The 15659-nt window shown below is 42.9% G+C and carries 14 protein-coding genes; 11 read left to right on the top strand and 3 right to left on the bottom strand.

Going from position 1 to position 15659, the window contains the following annotated elements; genetic code table 11:
• Nucleotides 1–69: 69 nt before the first annotated feature.
• From mnmA to purB, 3 genes are read left to right on the top strand one after another with little or no spacing between them, the layout of a single operon-like run.
• Complete coding sequence (mnmA, locus tag AACT42_RS04385; protein WP_017043901.1) at nucleotides 70–1191, top strand: tRNA 2-thiouridine(34) synthase MnmA; 1122 nt, start codon at nucleotides 70–72, stop codon at nucleotides 1189–1191.
• Nucleotides 1192–1211: 20 nt separating this feature from the next.
• The gene (gene hflD, locus AACT42_RS04380; protein ID WP_019281971.1) at nucleotides 1212–1829 is read left to right on the top strand and encodes a high frequency lysogenization protein HflD; all 618 of its coding nucleotides are present in this window, start codon (nucleotides 1212–1214) and stop codon (nucleotides 1827–1829) included.
• Between the two features lie 54 nt (nucleotides 1830–1883).
• The gene (gene purB / locus AACT42_RS04375) at nucleotides 1884–3254 is read left to right on the top strand and encodes an adenylosuccinate lyase (RefSeq protein WP_088732247.1); all 1371 of its coding nucleotides are present in this window, start codon (nucleotides 1884–1886) and stop codon (nucleotides 3252–3254) included.
• A gap of 100 nt (nucleotides 3255–3354) precedes the next feature.
• On the opposite strand, the gene serC is transcribed toward purB, so the two are convergent.
• Nucleotides 3355–4452: a 3-phosphoserine/phosphohydroxythreonine transaminase gene (serC, locus tag AACT42_RS04370; protein WP_161441952.1), complete on the bottom strand. Its 1098-nt coding sequence runs from the start codon at nucleotides 4450–4452 to the stop codon at nucleotides 3355–3357.
• A gap of 143 nt (nucleotides 4453–4595) precedes the next feature.
• The gene (locus AACT42_RS04365; protein ID WP_094131737.1) at nucleotides 4596–5855 is read right to left on the bottom strand and encodes a DUF945 family protein; all 1260 of its coding nucleotides are present in this window, start codon (nucleotides 5853–5855) and stop codon (nucleotides 4596–4598) included.
• A 174-nt stretch (nucleotides 5856–6029) separates the two neighbouring features.
• Between AACT42_RS04365 and AACT42_RS04360 the strand changes: the two genes are divergently transcribed.
• From AACT42_RS04360 to AACT42_RS04350, 3 genes are all read left to right on the top strand, one after another.
• Nucleotides 6030–7955, top strand: coding sequence for an ATP-binding protein (locus AACT42_RS04360; RefSeq protein ID WP_174223827.1), 1926 nt, complete (start codon nucleotides 6030–6032; stop codon nucleotides 7953–7955).
• A 30-nt stretch (nucleotides 7956–7985) separates the two neighbouring features.
• Nucleotides 7986–8483: a response regulator gene (locus AACT42_RS04355; protein ID WP_026028033.1), complete on the top strand. Its 498-nt coding sequence runs from the start codon at nucleotides 7986–7988 to the stop codon at nucleotides 8481–8483.
• 182 nt (nucleotides 8484–8665) lie between these two features.
• A complete protein-coding gene (locus tag AACT42_RS04350) occupies nucleotides 8666–9214 on the top strand; it encodes a hypothetical protein (RefSeq protein WP_026028575.1) in 549 nt (182 codons plus the stop codon).
• Nucleotides 9215–9308: 94 nt separating this feature from the next.
• Here the strand turns inward: AACT42_RS04350 and AACT42_RS04345 are convergent, their stop codons facing one another.
• A complete protein-coding gene (locus AACT42_RS04345) occupies nucleotides 9309–9902 on the bottom strand; it encodes a TfoX/Sxy family DNA transformation protein (RefSeq protein WP_013857112.1) in 594 nt (197 codons plus the stop codon).
• Nucleotides 9903–10273: 371 nt separating this feature from the next.
• Between AACT42_RS04345 and AACT42_RS04340 the strand changes: the two genes are divergently transcribed.
• From AACT42_RS04340 to AACT42_RS04320, 5 genes are all read left to right on the top strand, one after another.
• Nucleotides 10274–11194 (top strand): HDOD domain-containing protein, encoded by a 921-nt coding sequence (locus AACT42_RS04340; RefSeq protein ID WP_176429116.1) that lies wholly within the window; start codon nucleotides 10274–10276, stop codon nucleotides 11192–11194.
• A gap of 23 nt (nucleotides 11195–11217) precedes the next feature.
• On the top strand, nucleotides 11218–12123 hold the full coding sequence (locus tag AACT42_RS04335; protein ID WP_094151060.1) for a lysine exporter LysO family protein: 906 nt from the start codon (nucleotides 11218–11220) through the stop codon (nucleotides 12121–12123).
• Between the two features lie 86 nt (nucleotides 12124–12209).
• Nucleotides 12210–12722 carry a hypothetical protein gene (locus AACT42_RS04330; RefSeq protein WP_017044636.1) on the top strand — a complete coding sequence of 171 codons (513 nt, stop codon included), beginning with the start codon at nucleotides 12210–12212 and terminating at the stop codon, nucleotides 12720–12722.
• A 99-nt stretch (nucleotides 12723–12821) separates the two neighbouring features.
• Nucleotides 12822–14465: a pyridoxal-dependent aspartate 1-decarboxylase PanP gene (gene panP, locus AACT42_RS04325; RefSeq protein ID WP_094168081.1), complete on the top strand. Its 1644-nt coding sequence runs from the start codon at nucleotides 12822–12824 to the stop codon at nucleotides 14463–14465.
• A gap of 310 nt (nucleotides 14466–14775) precedes the next feature.
• Nucleotides 14776–15630 (top strand): MurR/RpiR family transcriptional regulator, encoded by an 855-nt coding sequence (locus AACT42_RS04320; protein ID WP_010320194.1) that lies wholly within the window; start codon nucleotides 14776–14778, stop codon nucleotides 15628–15630.
• Nucleotides 15631–15659 lie beyond the last annotated feature (29 nt).

Here is a 15659-nt window from a genome sequence, read left to right as displayed (position 1 = left end):
CTCGGATCTGTCGCGACGAAAATCTTTCTGCTAGAATCTGCGACCAAGTCAATTGAGTGGTATTAAGTAATGTCAGACAACCGCAGCGCAAACAGCCAAAAGAAAGTCATCGTCGGCATGTCCGGTGGTGTTGACTCCTCCGTTTCGGCGTATCTTCTCAAAGAGCAAGGTTATCAAGTCGAAGGCCTGTTCATGAAGAACTGGGAAGAAGATGATAACGAGGAATATTGTACAGCGGCGGAAGATTTAGCCGATGCACAAGCCGTGTGCGATAAGTTAGACATCCCTCTTCATACCATTAATTTTGCCGCCGAATATTGGGACAACGTATTTGAATATTTCCTTGAGGAATATAAAGCAGGGCGAACTCCCAACCCAGACATTCTTTGTAACAAAGAAATCAAGTTTAAAGCCTTTTTAGAGTTTGCAGATGAAGTGCTAGATGCCGATTATATCGCCATGGGCCACTATGTTCGACGCACCTTCCCTGAAGGTAATGACAAACCAAAAATGCTGCGCGGCTTGGACAACAACAAAGACCAAAGCTACTTCCTCTATACACTAAGCCATGAACAAGTGGCTCGTAGCTTATTTCCTGTCGGTGATTTAGAAAAACCCGAAGTTCGACGCATTGCGGAAGAACAAGGTTTGGTGACGGCGAAGAAAAAAGATTCAACTGGTATCTGTTTCATCGGCGAGCGCAAATTTACCGACTTCTTGTCTCGCTATTTACCAGCACAACCGGGTAAAATTGAAACACCAGAAGGTCTCGTTATTGGTGAACATCAAGGCCTGATGTACCACACTTTAGGTCAACGCAAAGGGTTACACATTGGTGGCCAAAAAGGCGGTGGCGGTAACGAAGACCCATGGTATGTCGCTGATAAAGATCTTAAACGTAACGTTTTGATTGCAGTCCAAGGCGCTGATCACCCATTATTGAAATCTCATGGCTTGATCGCTTCCCAATTACACTGGGTTGATCGTACACCAATCCAAGCAACGCTAAGCTGCACGGTAAAAACGCGTTACCGTCAAACGGATATAGCGTGTACCATCATCCCTATTGATGATGAAAACATTAAAGTCATTTTTGATGAGCCACAAGTGGCCGTCACGCCTGGTCAATCCGCGGTTTTCTATCAAGGCGATGTGTGTCTTGGCGGTGGAATTATTGAGCAGCGAATTTAAACAACTTAGGAGTAATAAACGTGGCTAACACCCTTTATGACCGTACCATCGCTTTTGCGGGTATCTGCCAAGCTGTCGCTTTAGTGCAACACGTAGCAAAAAATGGTCACTGTGATTCAGACGCGTTTGAAACTTCTCTAACGGCTATCTTAAGTACTAATCCAAGCAATACACTTGATGTCTTCGGCTCTGAGGCCAACTTAAAAATTGGCCTCGAATGTTTGGTGAAAGGTATTGATAGCACGCCATCAGGGAGTGAAATCACTCGCTATATCATTAGCCTGATGGCATTAGAGCGTAAATTAAGCGCTCGTCGTGATGCGATGTCACAGCTGGGCGATCGTATTCAAACGATTGAACGTCAAGTCAACCATTTTGACTTGCTTGATGATCAGATGATCAGCAACCTTGCCAGTATCTACTTGGATGTTATCAGCCCTATTGGCCCAAGAATCCAAGTCACTGGAACCCCTACCATACTTCAACAAACTTCAACCCAGCACAAAGTGCGCGCCTTACTCCTTTCAGGAATTCGTTGCGCTGTCTTGTGGCGTCAGGTTGGAGGAAAGCGTCGCCATCTGATCTTCGGTCGTAAGAAAATGATCGAACAAGCTCAGATTTTATTAGCTCGAGTCTAATATTGACGCAAAGAATTCACTCTCACACTTAACCTCAAAATTCAGGAGAAAAACATGGAACTGTCAGCCTTGACTGCTGTTTCACCGGTAGACGGCCGCTACGGAAGTAAAACGATTGCGTTACGCAGTATCTTTAGTGAGTTTGGTCTCCTCAAGTATCGGACCATTGTTGAAATTCGTTGGTTACAGAAGCTTTCAGCCACTGCTGGAATTGCCGAAGTTCCAGCATTCAGTGATGAAGCCAATCAATTTCTTAATGCGATAGCAGACAATTTTAGCGAAGAAGATGCCGCTCGTATTAAAGAAATTGAACGCACAACGAACCATGATGTTAAGGCTGTAGAGTATTTCTTAAAAGAAAAAGTAGCGGGTGTTCCTGAGCTGCACGCCGTTAATGAATTCATTCACTTTGCTTGTACTTCAGAAGACATCAACAACACATCTCACGCGCTAATGCTCAAAGAAGCGCGCGATACCGTGCTTCTTCCTGAAATGCGCAACATTATTGATGCGATTCGTCACTTAGCAGAAGAGTATCGCGATATTCCGTTATTGTCTCGTACCCACGGACAGCCAGCATCACCAAGTACTATGGGTAAAGAGATGGCTAACGTAGCGTACCGTATGGAACGCCAATATAAGCAGATTGCCAATATCGAGATTCTCGCAAAAGTAAACGGCGCAGTAGGTAACTACAACGCTCACCTTTCAGCCTATCCAGAACTCGACTGGCATACCTTTAGCGAAGAGTTTATCACTGAATCGCTAGGTGTGGCGTGGAACCCTTATACCACACAAATTGAGCCACATGATTACATCGCAGAGCTATTTGATGCCGTTGCCCGCTTCAATACTATTCTGATCGACTTCGATCGTGACATTTGGGGCTATATCGCTTTGGGCCACTTCAGACAAAGAACCATTGCGGGTGAAATTGGTTCATCGACAATGCCACATAAAGTCAACCCGATCGATTTTGAAAACTCAGAAGGCAACCTAGGCCTTGCTAATGCCGTGTTCAATCACCTAGCACAAAAGCTGCCTATCTCTCGCTGGCAACGTGACTTAACAGATTCAACCGTGCTGCGTAACCTTGGTGTGGGTGTTGGTTATGCGATCATAGCCTACACTTCAACGCTAAAAGGGATCAGTAAACTGGAAGTGAACCGTGATGCGCTGCTTGCTGAGCTCGATAAAAACTGGGAAGTCCTTGCTGAACCAGTGCAAACGGTTATGCGCCGCTACGGCATCGAAAAACCGTACGAAAAATTGAAAGAACTCACGCGCGGTAAGCGAGTCGATGGTGAAGCGATGCGCCACTTTATTGATGGCCTTGCGCTACCTGAAACTGAAAAAGCACGCTTGAAAGAGATGACACCAGCCAACTACATTGGCCAAGCAATTGAGTTAACCGACAAATTGTAATGCTCTTCAATCTAGCCGATTAATGACAAAGCCCACTTAGTGGGCTTTGTTTTTTAAGGTCGTATTTTATGTTATATCGTTTTTGATACCATAAAAAACGTTAGGCGTACTGCTGTTCAAACTCTTGCATAAAATCAACTAAGGCTTGAACGCCTTCCAGTGTCATCGCATTGTAAATCGAGGCACGCATACCACCCGCGACTCGGTGACCTTGCAGCGAGACTAAACCACGCGCTTCAGCCAACTCTAAAAACGTACTATCCAACTCTGGTTTCACTAATTGGAAAGGCACATTCATCAGTGAACGGTTGTCTGGGTGAATGGTATTGCGATAGAAAGGTGACTCATCAATTGCGTTATAAAGCAGCGCTGCTTTCTCGCGGTTGATTATCTCAATCGCAGCGACACCACCCTGCCCTTTTAGCCACTTGAACACGAGACCCGACAAATACCACGCAAACGTAGGCGGCGTGTTGAACATAGAATCTTGTTCAGCTTGTACTTTATAATTCAAGATAGTCGGTAGCACATCACTGGCTAAATCAAGCAAATCATCACGAACAATCGCAATACAGATCCCCGCTGGCCCAATGTTTTTCTGCGCTCCCGCATAAATGACTCCGTACTTTGAGACGTCTATTTGGCGCGACAAAATCGTAGATGACATATCAGCTACAATCGGTTTGTCTGTATCTGGTAAATCATTAATCTCAATACCATCTATTGTTTCATTCGGACAAAAATGCACGTAAGCCGACTCAGGATCGATTTTCCATTCGCTGGCTGGTAATACCGCTGTTTTGCCCTCTTTGGTCACTTTGGCGTTAAAAACATCGATTTCACAATATTTCTTCGCTTCTTTGACCGCACTTTCAGCCCAGTAACCCGCATCTATATAGGTCGCTTTAGTCGCATCGCCTAATAAGTTTAAAGGCACCGCCGCAAACTGAGCGCGCGCTCCACCCTGACAAAATAATACTTTGTAATTACTTGGGATATTAAGCAAATCTCGCAGATCTTGCTCCGCTTCTTGAGCAACATGAATAAAAGGTTTACTGCGATGACTAATTTCCATAACGGACGTGCCAAGCTCGTTCCAGTTAATAAACTCGGCTTGCGCTTTTTCCATCACGGCTTTAGGTAAGGCTGCTGGGCCTGCGCTGAAATTATAGACTGGGCCCGCTTGATTTGATTCCATGAGTTCCTTGCTCCTGCTATCGACAATTAATGTGATTAATACCACTTTTTGATGTGGATAAAAAGCGAGAAAAGAGCTTCTATCGGCTCTTTTCTCTTACTGATTGCTAAAACTCGCGAAATCGTTTGCTTGAGCGCCGTTCGCTATCGCATCAATGCCGGAAGTAATAGTGTCAATAGCGGCATTTGATTGCCATTTTCAAATTCCAAGTTGCCCTGTTTCAGCTCAGCTTGGAGTCGATATCCTTGATCGGTTTGCTGCATAATTTCCATCACAACAAGCTCATCAATACCTTGCTGGATAAAAGGAAAATCTTCAACCAGCTGGTTAGAAATGAAGGTATCAATGTGGCCGGTTAAGGCTGGTAAAATGGTACTCGGATCTTGCACCACATTATTTGTCCCTTCAGGAACCGCTATCTTCCAGTTTGATTCAAACTCACCTTGGCCAACTTTTAGCGCCATTTTATTCATCGATAGATAAAAACCTTTCTCGAATAATGATTGCACATAAGGCAGTGCTTGCTGAATGTCCTCATCAGAAAGTTCTGGGCTGTTTTGGTAAAGCGTTGAGAGCTTCTCAAAAGCGTCACCATCTAAATCACCCAAAGTAAAATCAAGATTGAGGTCCTTCACCTCGCCTTCGCTATAAGTTAATTTATCCATCTCAATCAAGTGATTACTATCAAAGCGAGAAGGCTCTCCTTTTAATACCGAATCAAAGGAATAACGCATGTTGTCCATACTCAGCGTATTTTCACCTAGGCCATCGACAAGATTAATTTTTGCTAACGCCAATGACTGTTGTCCTAGCCAGAAGACTTTATCTTGTTTACCTATACCTTGACCAGTTAGCTGTGAAAGCATCATTTTTTCACCACTGGTAAAATCCAACTCAACAGAAGGAACATTGAGTTGATAAGTGATTTCACCTAGCACCGAAATATCACCTTTCAATGTGGCGGGCGTTGTCGAAAACGTCATCTCGCCATCTTCACTTTGGTAGTGCCAACTGTCTAGCGCCACAGTGTATTGAGTATTGCCATTCAACTGCGTGATACTGGTCATCGTCAATGGTAGATTTTCTTGATCAGCTATAACGGATGTTGCTGTTAAACTCAACAGGCCATGCTTAACCTCGCTATTGACTAAAACTTGGGTCGGTAAACCATCGGCAACAAACTGTTGTTTGAGCGTTTTATCTGCAATCTGATAGCGGGTTTGCACGGTTGATGAAAGGTAACCGCGCTTATAACTGACAATGTCCGCCTCGATTGAACCTGAAGAGATATTTGCAATACCGTTAGTGATCACCTTTTCACCGATTTGCCCGACAGCCAACGGCCAACATGCTGCTAAGACGATAGCACCACCAACCGCACCAATGATTTTTAACTGTTTCATAGTGTTCCATTCCTGAAGATTTTACCCAGTCTACCGTAAACAATTGAAAACCAAAACATGGAGTTAGGTCAGAGTATTGCTAAGATGTGATGAGAAATTCTAAAACCTAGCTCTCAAACCCACTGCGTAATACTTGCTACAGTAGTCAAAACAGCGATGACAGTAGAGGCTTGTGTGAACCATTACGCACTACTTTGTTTAGACAATAACCCAATCAGCACAGAACAGTTGCGAGCTGAGTTAGCTCCGTTCGCCACTAAATTTGATCTTCATACAGCGGACACCATAGATGAAGCTGAGCAAGCCCTAGAATATTTGCACGAACAGCAACAAACGATTGCATTGGTCATTGCCAGTCACCATGAGCAGTTTGATGGTGCGGATTTTTTGACTCAACTCGATAAATCAACCCACACGCGTTCAGCGCGGAAAGTGCTGATAAGCTGCGGACAAGATATTCAAGCCATTCTCACCGCCGTCAATGAGGGGCGATTAGATCACTGTCTCACTAAACCACTACAAAATAACGTGCTCTATAAAACCGTCCAAAAAGAGCTCACGACCTACATCTTAGATCATGATAAAGACAACATTCTCAACTACAGCACAATACTTGATCAACAGCGCATCTTACGCGCGCACATCGATAATAAAATGCGCAGTTATCGAGATGGTTTTATCTCCGATTACCACAAGCTTTCTGATACAGAACTGGCTGAACAAGTAATTGGTGCTTTACACCAATTTTTTGAAAATGAAGATGAAACTCGCGCCTGCCGAACCTATTCCACTAATCACTTTCTTACCAAAGAGGGAGAAGAGAACCGCTTTCTTTGGTTCATCACTGAAGGTGAAGTGGCCCTGTATAAAAAAGATGATTTAGGGCAACAAAGAGAAGTGGTTCGCCACAAAAAAGGCAACATTGTCGGTGGTATGTCTTTTGTGACTGGTGAGAAATCTTTTTCTACTGCCGTCACCCTGACTAAAACCGATGTGATTAAACTAGACCGAGATGTATTTGCAAAAGTCATGCATTCGGATACTCGGCTATTGCCCCTATTTACTAACTTGCTGCTCCGCCATTTTAACCGCCGCTTACAACGCAGTATTAACACTAAATTGCAACTACAAAAAACGCTCGAATCACTTGAGTCAGCTCATCAGCAATTAATCGAGCGGGAAAAAATGGCCATGCTCGGTCAGCTTGTTGCCGGTGTCGCTCATGAGCTAAACAATCCTGTCGCCGCAATTTTACGTGGAACCGAAACATTGTCAGACAAGATTGAGCACTTAGTCCAAGAGACTGAACATAAAAACCTGCAACATAAAGGCAGCCAACTATTAAGGAATGCACTTTCAGCCAAACCTACTTCTACATCAGAAGAGCGAGCACGCGCTAAAGCGATAGAAAATGAAATTCATCATCGTTTAATCGCGAAAAAATTGGTCAAACTCAATCTAGATGATGATCTTGCGCTCCGACAATCGGCTAAGCACGATCCCGAAAAAACGTTAGAAACACTGGAACAATTAGAAAACTATTTCCTAACTGGTAGTACACTTCGTTCTATCAATGTTTGTGCACAACGCATCGCCGATATGGTACGAAGTCTTAAAGGGTATGCTCGCCCTGATGATGAAGCACTGCACAAGGTCAATATTCATGAAGGTATTGAAGACACTCTGGTTATTTTCGAAAATCGTCTTAAGCGCCACAAAGTCGAAAAAGAGTATGCCGACTTACCTTTGATTACCTGTCAGCCGATTGCATTACAACAAGTATGGACAAACCTCATTTCCAACGCTATTGACGCCTTCCCAGCCAATGGCGTACTGCACATTGCAACCACATTAGCAAAACAGGGTAATCAATCTTTTGTGACCATCAGTTTCACGGATAATGGTTGTGGGATCCCGTACGAGCAGAAAGAGCGTATCTTCACATTAAATTACACGACGAAAAAAGAAGGTAACTTTGGACTCGGTATTGGGCTTTCTGTCTGCCAACAAATAGTCCACCAGCATCAAGGTTGGATCGATGTTCAATCTGAACAGGATAAATACACGACGATGACGGTATGGCTGCCAGTTAGTCGATAACTTGTCGTGCTGATGATTAAGGAGAATATCATGAACAAATTTTTGATCTTATGCGTGGACGATGAACGTGAAGTATTGGACAGCGTCATACAAGATCTCGACGAATTTGAAGAGTTTTTTATCTTAGAAGCCGCAGAGTCTGTTGCAGAGGCAAAAGAAGTGATTGCCGATCACCAAGCTCAAAATATCAAGCTGGCTTTAATTTTGTGCGATCACATTATGCCCGAACAAACAGGCATTAGTTTCTTAATTGAATTAAGCCGCAATGAAGAGACGCAACATACACGCAAAGTACTACTAACAGGCCAAGCAGGGCTAGAAGACACCGTAGAAGCGGTGAATCATGCCAGCCTACATTTTTATGTAGCCAAACCTTGGGATGGGAACAAACTTCGCGATGTTATCAAAGATCAATTAACACAATATATGATTGAAAACGAATCAGATTTAATGCCTTGGGCCAGAGTCTTGGATGCCGAGAAAATCTTCAATGCGATCGCACAAAACCGCATCAGTTTTGGTGAATAAAATATCCTAACGAAGAAATGGCACTCTCTTTGCTTATTTTTTGCGAAGACAACAAAAGAATGACACTTTTTAATGGCGACAATGTCAATCTATGCACTATGATGTCTAAATTCTTTAATGTCACCGCGGGTATTCCGCGACTGGCCATGGAAATAAACTAAAAATATAGGTTTATAGTGACTATGCGTAAAACAATCATTGCAGCCGCTTTGCTGCTAGCCTCAGGCCAAACACTGGCAGAAATAGACCGAAATAGCCCATCCGTCATGAGCAATTTTAGTTATGACTATATCGAAGCTCGTATTGGAGCAAGTCCAGTCACCTTTGGTGCTGCGATGAGCAAATCAATTCACCCAAATGCACATGTTATTGGTCGTATAGACTCTGAGTTTGAAGGTGATTTTGACGCAGCCGCAGGTTTTGGCTTTCATGCTCCTATTAACAACTGGGCTGACTTCACGGGTGAAATGCTATTACGCCTCGTAGATACCCGCGATAATAAAAGCGCCGATACAGGAATGGAATTAAACCTTGGCGTACGTCAATGGCTTGGACCACAGTTGGAAGTTGGTGGCAAAGGTGGCTTTGTTTCTATTGATGACAATGATGACTGGATTGCGTCTGTTTATGCCCGTTTTCATTCTACAGAACTTTTCTCTCTCGGTGCCGAAGCTCGTATCAATGATGCTTACGGCGATCAGCTGATGTTTACGACTCGTTTTAAGTTCTAAGTGTAAGCTAAATACAATAAAAAGCCGAGACATAAGACTCGGCTTTTTATTTGATAACTATCTTTATTTATTTAATAACAGTGCTACAAAACTGTCAGCGTAATGAGCAGCTTTCTAATAATTGACGCTTGCGAGGCTCTTGCAGCAATTTCCAATGAATGCCTTCGATCGCACCAGCAAACTTCCACAGTAGTTTTACATCGACGTCACTACCGTACGTTTTTCTCACTTTAGAAAATATCGTAGGAGCACCTAAGCGCATGAACGTTTCCACATCATTGATGCCCGCTTTTTTAACCATACGCTCTAACGTTAACTGCATGTTTGGCAAATCACGTAGTCGACGACTTGCAGAGGATTTTTGAAAGCTACGTTGCTCAACAGAATAGCGGATGGAACGTTCAATAATCGTATCTAGGCTCTCATGATTGCTCACAAAAAGCTCAGTAATATCATAATAATTAACGGTTGCTGTGGTCTGCTTTTTAACGTGTTTGTATTTTTCGCAGCCTAATTTTGTGAGTGCATCATCGAGCTCTTCACCTCCACGAATAAAAACAGACTCTTCACTAATCAGTGAATACATCGCTTCTTTTTGGAAAAGCCCAACACCACCAAACATTGAACGCTTTTGAAATGCGCCAAATTTAATAACGTAATTGAAAAATGCATGCTCAATCATATCCATTGATCCTTAATCAAGTTCCCCGATTAATAGTGATCACCAGATAGCAGCGTATTTTTGCGAATAAAAAGAGTAAGTTAGTAACAAGCTTGTAGTAGTTTAGTATTAGCTTGCTTAATATGGGTACTATCATAGTTAACGATACAAAATAAGTCTGGGCATACATCACATCAATAAACATATCTGCGCAGAGTTATGAGATGAAAATCACATCATTGTGTTTATGAATAAATTTTTTTTGACACACATTCCTTTCATTAACGTATTAAGGCTAATGTATCAAGAAAACAAATTAATGCGATTAATGGTGAATTGATTGCTTATTTGGGTTAGCAGACGGTAAAATGCCTTCAGTACAGATTGAGCACAAATTTATGAATCATCTATCTTTTTACTGGCTTCCAGATCATCATCAAATGCTCATCCAAGGGTTAGAAAGTGAATTTTCTCAATTGGTTGAACACTCACTCAGCACAGGAAAAATTTCACTTCCTCCTATTCCTGATGTTGTTCTAAAAATACAGCGCTTATGCACATTAGAATCTACTGAAATTTCAGATGTCGCCGATTGTCTACTTGAAGATCCCGGACTGACTGCAATTGTAGTACGCGTAGCAAACTCTGTTGTCTTTAATCGTCGAAATATTACCTGTACGGATTTAGTCACGGCTGTATCACGCTTAGGCATACTACGAGTACGCGACATTGTAACAGCCCAAGCGATTGAGCAGTTAAAGCACTCTGTAAACTTAAGCAAAGAATGCAATAAAATATTGGTTAATAGCGCCGCCATATCGCGAGAGCTTGGCGCAACCATGGTGATGGTAACTCACGCATTTAAACAACTTGAACCAAGCCGATATCAACATTTAGAGCAGGAAAAAGCCTTACTTGTCGGTCTACTTGCGGATATTGGCTTGTTTTGTCTGGTACACGAATATCATTTATATCTTGAGAAAGGCAACTATCTCGATCAAGACATCGCCCTACAGATTTTTCAGTCGCGATGTTCAAAAACCAGTCAGCTTGTGTTAAGAAGTTGGGGATTCGACTCAGATTTCCTTGGAGTAGCAGGAAATCAATCTTTAGTCGCATCTTCTCACGAAGTCAGTTACCTTGATGTGGCACGTATTGCTCACCATCTTTTACTGTTTCGTCGTCAAGATGAAGAGATTGAAGAGCATGACGTCGAAATTAATGCGACCGGAGCTGAGGTGCTATATAACTTAAGTAACCTTAGTGAGCTTGAATTCAAATCAAAACTCAATGATGTGATCAACGCAAGCGGCTTCTAAACCCAAAATAATCAGAGGATGAGATGTTCTCAGGGATGTTATTTATTTTTGCCCCACTAATAGTGGGGTATCTATTTTCTATTGCCAATCAACAGTGGCTAGCAGCATTAAATAAAGCCACGTCTTGGTTAGTTTACGTCATTCTGTTTCTGATGGGTTTAAGCTTGGCAGCCCTCGATAACTTGGGCAGTAACCTACAGTTGATACTTAAATTTACCACCGTATTTTTCTTGATGATTGGTGCTTGCAACTTGTTGGTCTTGCCCTTTATTGACAAATTTCTACCCATAAAAACCGATGTGAACCATTCAAAACTGCCACTATCTAGCATGGCGTTAGAATCCGTAAAGCTGATTGTGGTTGTCGGTGGAGGATTGGCGCTTGGGGTTGTATTAGGATTCGATTTAAGTTGGGTGAGCACCGCCAGTGAATGGATCTTGTTCGTATTACTTTTCTTTATTGGTATTCAGTTGAGAAATAGTGGTTTAACTCTACGACAAATTTTGCTCAATAAATACGGAATGGTCATCGCATTAGTCATTATATTGACCTCTTGGATTGGGGGGATCATTGCGGCCATGATTCTTGATATCCCAATTTATCGAGGACTAGCCATGGCTTCCGGTTTTGGATGGTATTCACTTGCCGGGATTTTAATGGGTGATGCTTTCGGCCCAGTCTATGGTGGTGCCTCTTTCATGATAGAGCTACTTAGAGAACTGGTTGCTTTAGTGATGATCCCCATGCTAATCCGAACCAAACCTTGCTCTGCCATCGGCTATGCTGGGGCAACCGCGATGGATTTCACCTTGCCCGTGATCCAGACAACTGGCGGGGTTCGTTGCGTACCGATCGCGATTGTCAGTGGGTTTATTCTCAGCCTACTGGTGCCTATTCTTATGCTGTTCTTTGTATCACTTGCAGGCTAGATCTCAGGAATCACTTTAGCCTTCATTTAAACTAACAATAGGGAGTAGAAAACTCCCACACAATAACAAAGCCCAAAGGAAGATTTATGAAACGTGTTATCGTTGCCCTACTGCTCTCAACTTCAGCGAATGTTGCTCTCGCTGCTGATAACCAATGCTTATCCGAAAAATATGACGCTTATGTCGACGCGTCTCTCCATTGGTATAGTGATCTCGCAGACTTAACGACCGCGCAATATCCTGAACTTACTGAAGTCAGCCAATGGTTTCTGCAAGGACGCCAGCATCACTTTGAATTAAGCCGTGCGGCAGTCCACTATTACCTAAGCAACGATCCTTCTAAAGTTGCCACCTCGCAACCTGTAGAAGCTTGGTTAAAACTAGAACAGCACGACATTAAAGTATTGGCCTCACGCAGTGACGATCTCGGCCACATTGCTAAAATCACCTATGAAGATCGCCAAGCAAAGCCTAACGAAAAAAACTATGAATTACGTTCAGCTTTAGCCGAATTGCTCAGTCATCCGAAGCAGATCGAAGCTGCGTTGAATAAATATAACGATGCCATCGCCTTGATCGAAAAGAAAGTCTGTAACTAGTCGCCGCCTCTACTCTAACCGAATTAAGACGGGACAACTGTCCCGTTTTCGTTTAGATTGTGCCGCTCGCATTCCATAAAATCAAAATAACGAAGCTGTATGGTATCAGAACAAAAAACTGCAAATGTGAGTTTCGAGAGCTTGTTACGGATCTTCACTGTGCCCGAAGGCCCCGATTCAACACTGACAAAAATAGACCAAGAGCTATCGCGCAATTTGAACCTCTTCTTGCGTGAACATATTGTCGCTGAAGAAAAACCACTCAAAGAGATCGAAAAAGATTTCTCTAATCCGCAAATTCCAGAGTCACCGGAGTTCGTTTCAGAACATACTCAGCATTTGTTGGATAATTTAGTCGCTCATTCAGTGCATACATCGGCTCCTAGCTTTATTGGTCATATGACATCTGCACTGCCATATTTCTTGATGCCGTTATCAAAGATCATGATTGCGCTGAATCAAAACTTAGTCAAAATTGAAACGTCAAAAGCGTTTACACCGCTAGAACGGCAGGTTTTGGGTATGTTGCATCGTTTGATCTATCAAAAAAACGACGCTTTTTACAGCCAATGGATGCATAGCGCTAATCATTCGCTCGGTGCATTTTGCTCTGGCGGAACAATTGCCAATATCACGGCATTGTGGGTGGCTCGTAATAATGCTTTGAAAGCCGATGGTGATTTCCAAGGCGTCGAGAAAGAGGGGCTGTTTAAAGCCATGCGTCATTATGGTTACCACGGGTTAGCCATTTTAGTGTCTGATCGTGGCCATTACTCTTTAAAGAAAGCCGCTGACGTATTGGGTATCGGCCAAGAAGGCTTGGTTTGTGTAAAAACCGACCACAACAACCGCTTATGCCCACAAGATTTGAAAGCCAAAATGGCACACCTAAAAAGCCAGAAAATTAAACCTTTTGCGGTTGTTGGCGTCGCCGGAACGACAGAAACGGGCAACATTGATCCCTTAAGAAATATCGCCAATATTTGTCAGCAAGAAGGTTGTCATTTTCACGTAGACGCCGCTTGGGGCGGTGCAACATTAATGTCGAATAATCACCGACACTTACTCAATGGTATTGAGTTGGCTGACTCCGTTACGATTGATGCACATAAACAGCTCTACATCCCTATGGGTGCAGGCATGGTACTATTCAAAAAGCCTGATGCTATGCATTCAATTGAGCACCATGCGCAGTATATTTTGCGGAAAGGTTCAAAAGATCTAGGCAGCCATACGTTAGAAGGTTCTCGTTCAGGTATGGCCATGTTGGTGTACGCTAGCATGCACATAATTAGTCGCCCTGGCTACGAATTATTGATTGACCAAAGCCTAGCTAAAGCTCGCTATTTCGCCGATCTAATTAAAGAACAAGACGATTTTGAGCTGATTTCTGAACCCGAACTGTGTCTTTTAACCTATCGTTATATTCCTGCTTTTGTTCGCCAAGCACTGCAACAAGCCTTGCCCAATCAAAAAGCAGAACTGAACGAGTTGCTAAATGAAATCACCCAGTTTGTGCAGAAAAAACAAAGGGAAACGGGGCGTTCATTTGTCTCTCGAACTCGTTTAAACCCAGAACGCTGGGACAAGCTTGATACCATCGTATTTCGCGTGGTACTAGCCAACCCGCTAACAACACATGCTATCTTGCACTCGATCTTAGATGAGCAGCGACATATTGCCACGCTAGCCCCTAATTTGATGGCCAAAATTGAGCTGCTTGCTCAAAGAATCATCAGCTAGAATCCCTGTAAGTTACAGCGAATTGAAAATTTATTTCTTTTTGCTGTAACTAATACATCATTAATGAGCTGGAAATTTCCATTAATCATCGATTTAAATCTAAATTCTGTAGTTTTCATGAAATTTTGTTTGAGGCTTGTCATGTTCTCATCAATTGTTAACTTGAATTGTTACGGAAATCTACATCCTAGGTTTATACTCATTGCATGGCGTTGGTTTAACTTACCTTTTTGGAAATGTGTTATTTCCAATCCCCCAAAGGGCGACCGGGTAAAACCAACGAGTTGTTCTCTTCGCCCGCGTGAACACTATGAATACATTAGAAAAAATTCAAAAAAATCTGGAAAACTTTAGCAAGTCGGAACGTAAAGTCGCCGAAGTAATTATGGCTTCGCCCCAAACCGCGATTCACTCAAGTATTGCGACGCTCGCCAAAATGGCCGATGTCAGTGAACCAACGGTAAACCGCTTTTGTCGACGACTCGACACCAAAGGCTTTCCCGACTTTAAGCTTCATTTAGCGCAAAGCCTTGCTAACGGAACTCCGTATGTAAACCGAAATGTTGAAGAAGATGATGGTCCAGACGCCTACACCCATAAGATTTTCGAATCGACTATGGCGTGTTTGGATGTGGCTAAAAACAGCTTGGATCCAATGCAAATTAACCGTGCAGTTGACTTACTCACACAAGCAAAACGGATCTCTTTCTTCGGTTTAGGAGCCTCTTCTGCTGTAGCAAAAGATGCCCAAAACAAATTTATTCGCTTTAACATTCCGATCACTTGCTTTGAAGATATCGTGATGCAACGCATGAGTTGTATCAACTGTACCGATAATGACGTAATTGTTTTAATTTCGCATACAGGTCGTACTAAAAGCCAAGTGGAAATCGCCAATCTTGCGCGCGAAAATGGTGCGACTGTCATTGCGATTACGGCAAAAGATTCACCGCTGGACAAAGCAAGCTCGTTGTCGATCTCTCTTGACGTACCTGAAGATACTGACGTCTATATGCCCATGGCAAGCCGTGTGGTGCAAATGACGGTAATTGATGTACTGGCTACTGGTTTCACCCTGCGCCGTGGCTCTGGTTTTCGTGAAAATCTTAAACGCGTCAAGGATGTACTAAAAGACTCGCGCTACGATAAGCTGTCACAGTTCTAAGATAATCGCGATCCTAAAATAATCGTTAG

This window comes from Vibrio sp. V15_P4S5T153 (genome assembly GCF_963874485.1).
GTDB classification, from domain to species: domain Bacteria; phylum Pseudomonadota; class Gammaproteobacteria; order Enterobacterales; family Vibrionaceae; genus Vibrio; species Vibrio anguillarum.
The sequence above is the reverse complement of the archived record's forward strand: the minus strand, read 5'-3'. Positions and strand labels throughout refer to the sequence as shown.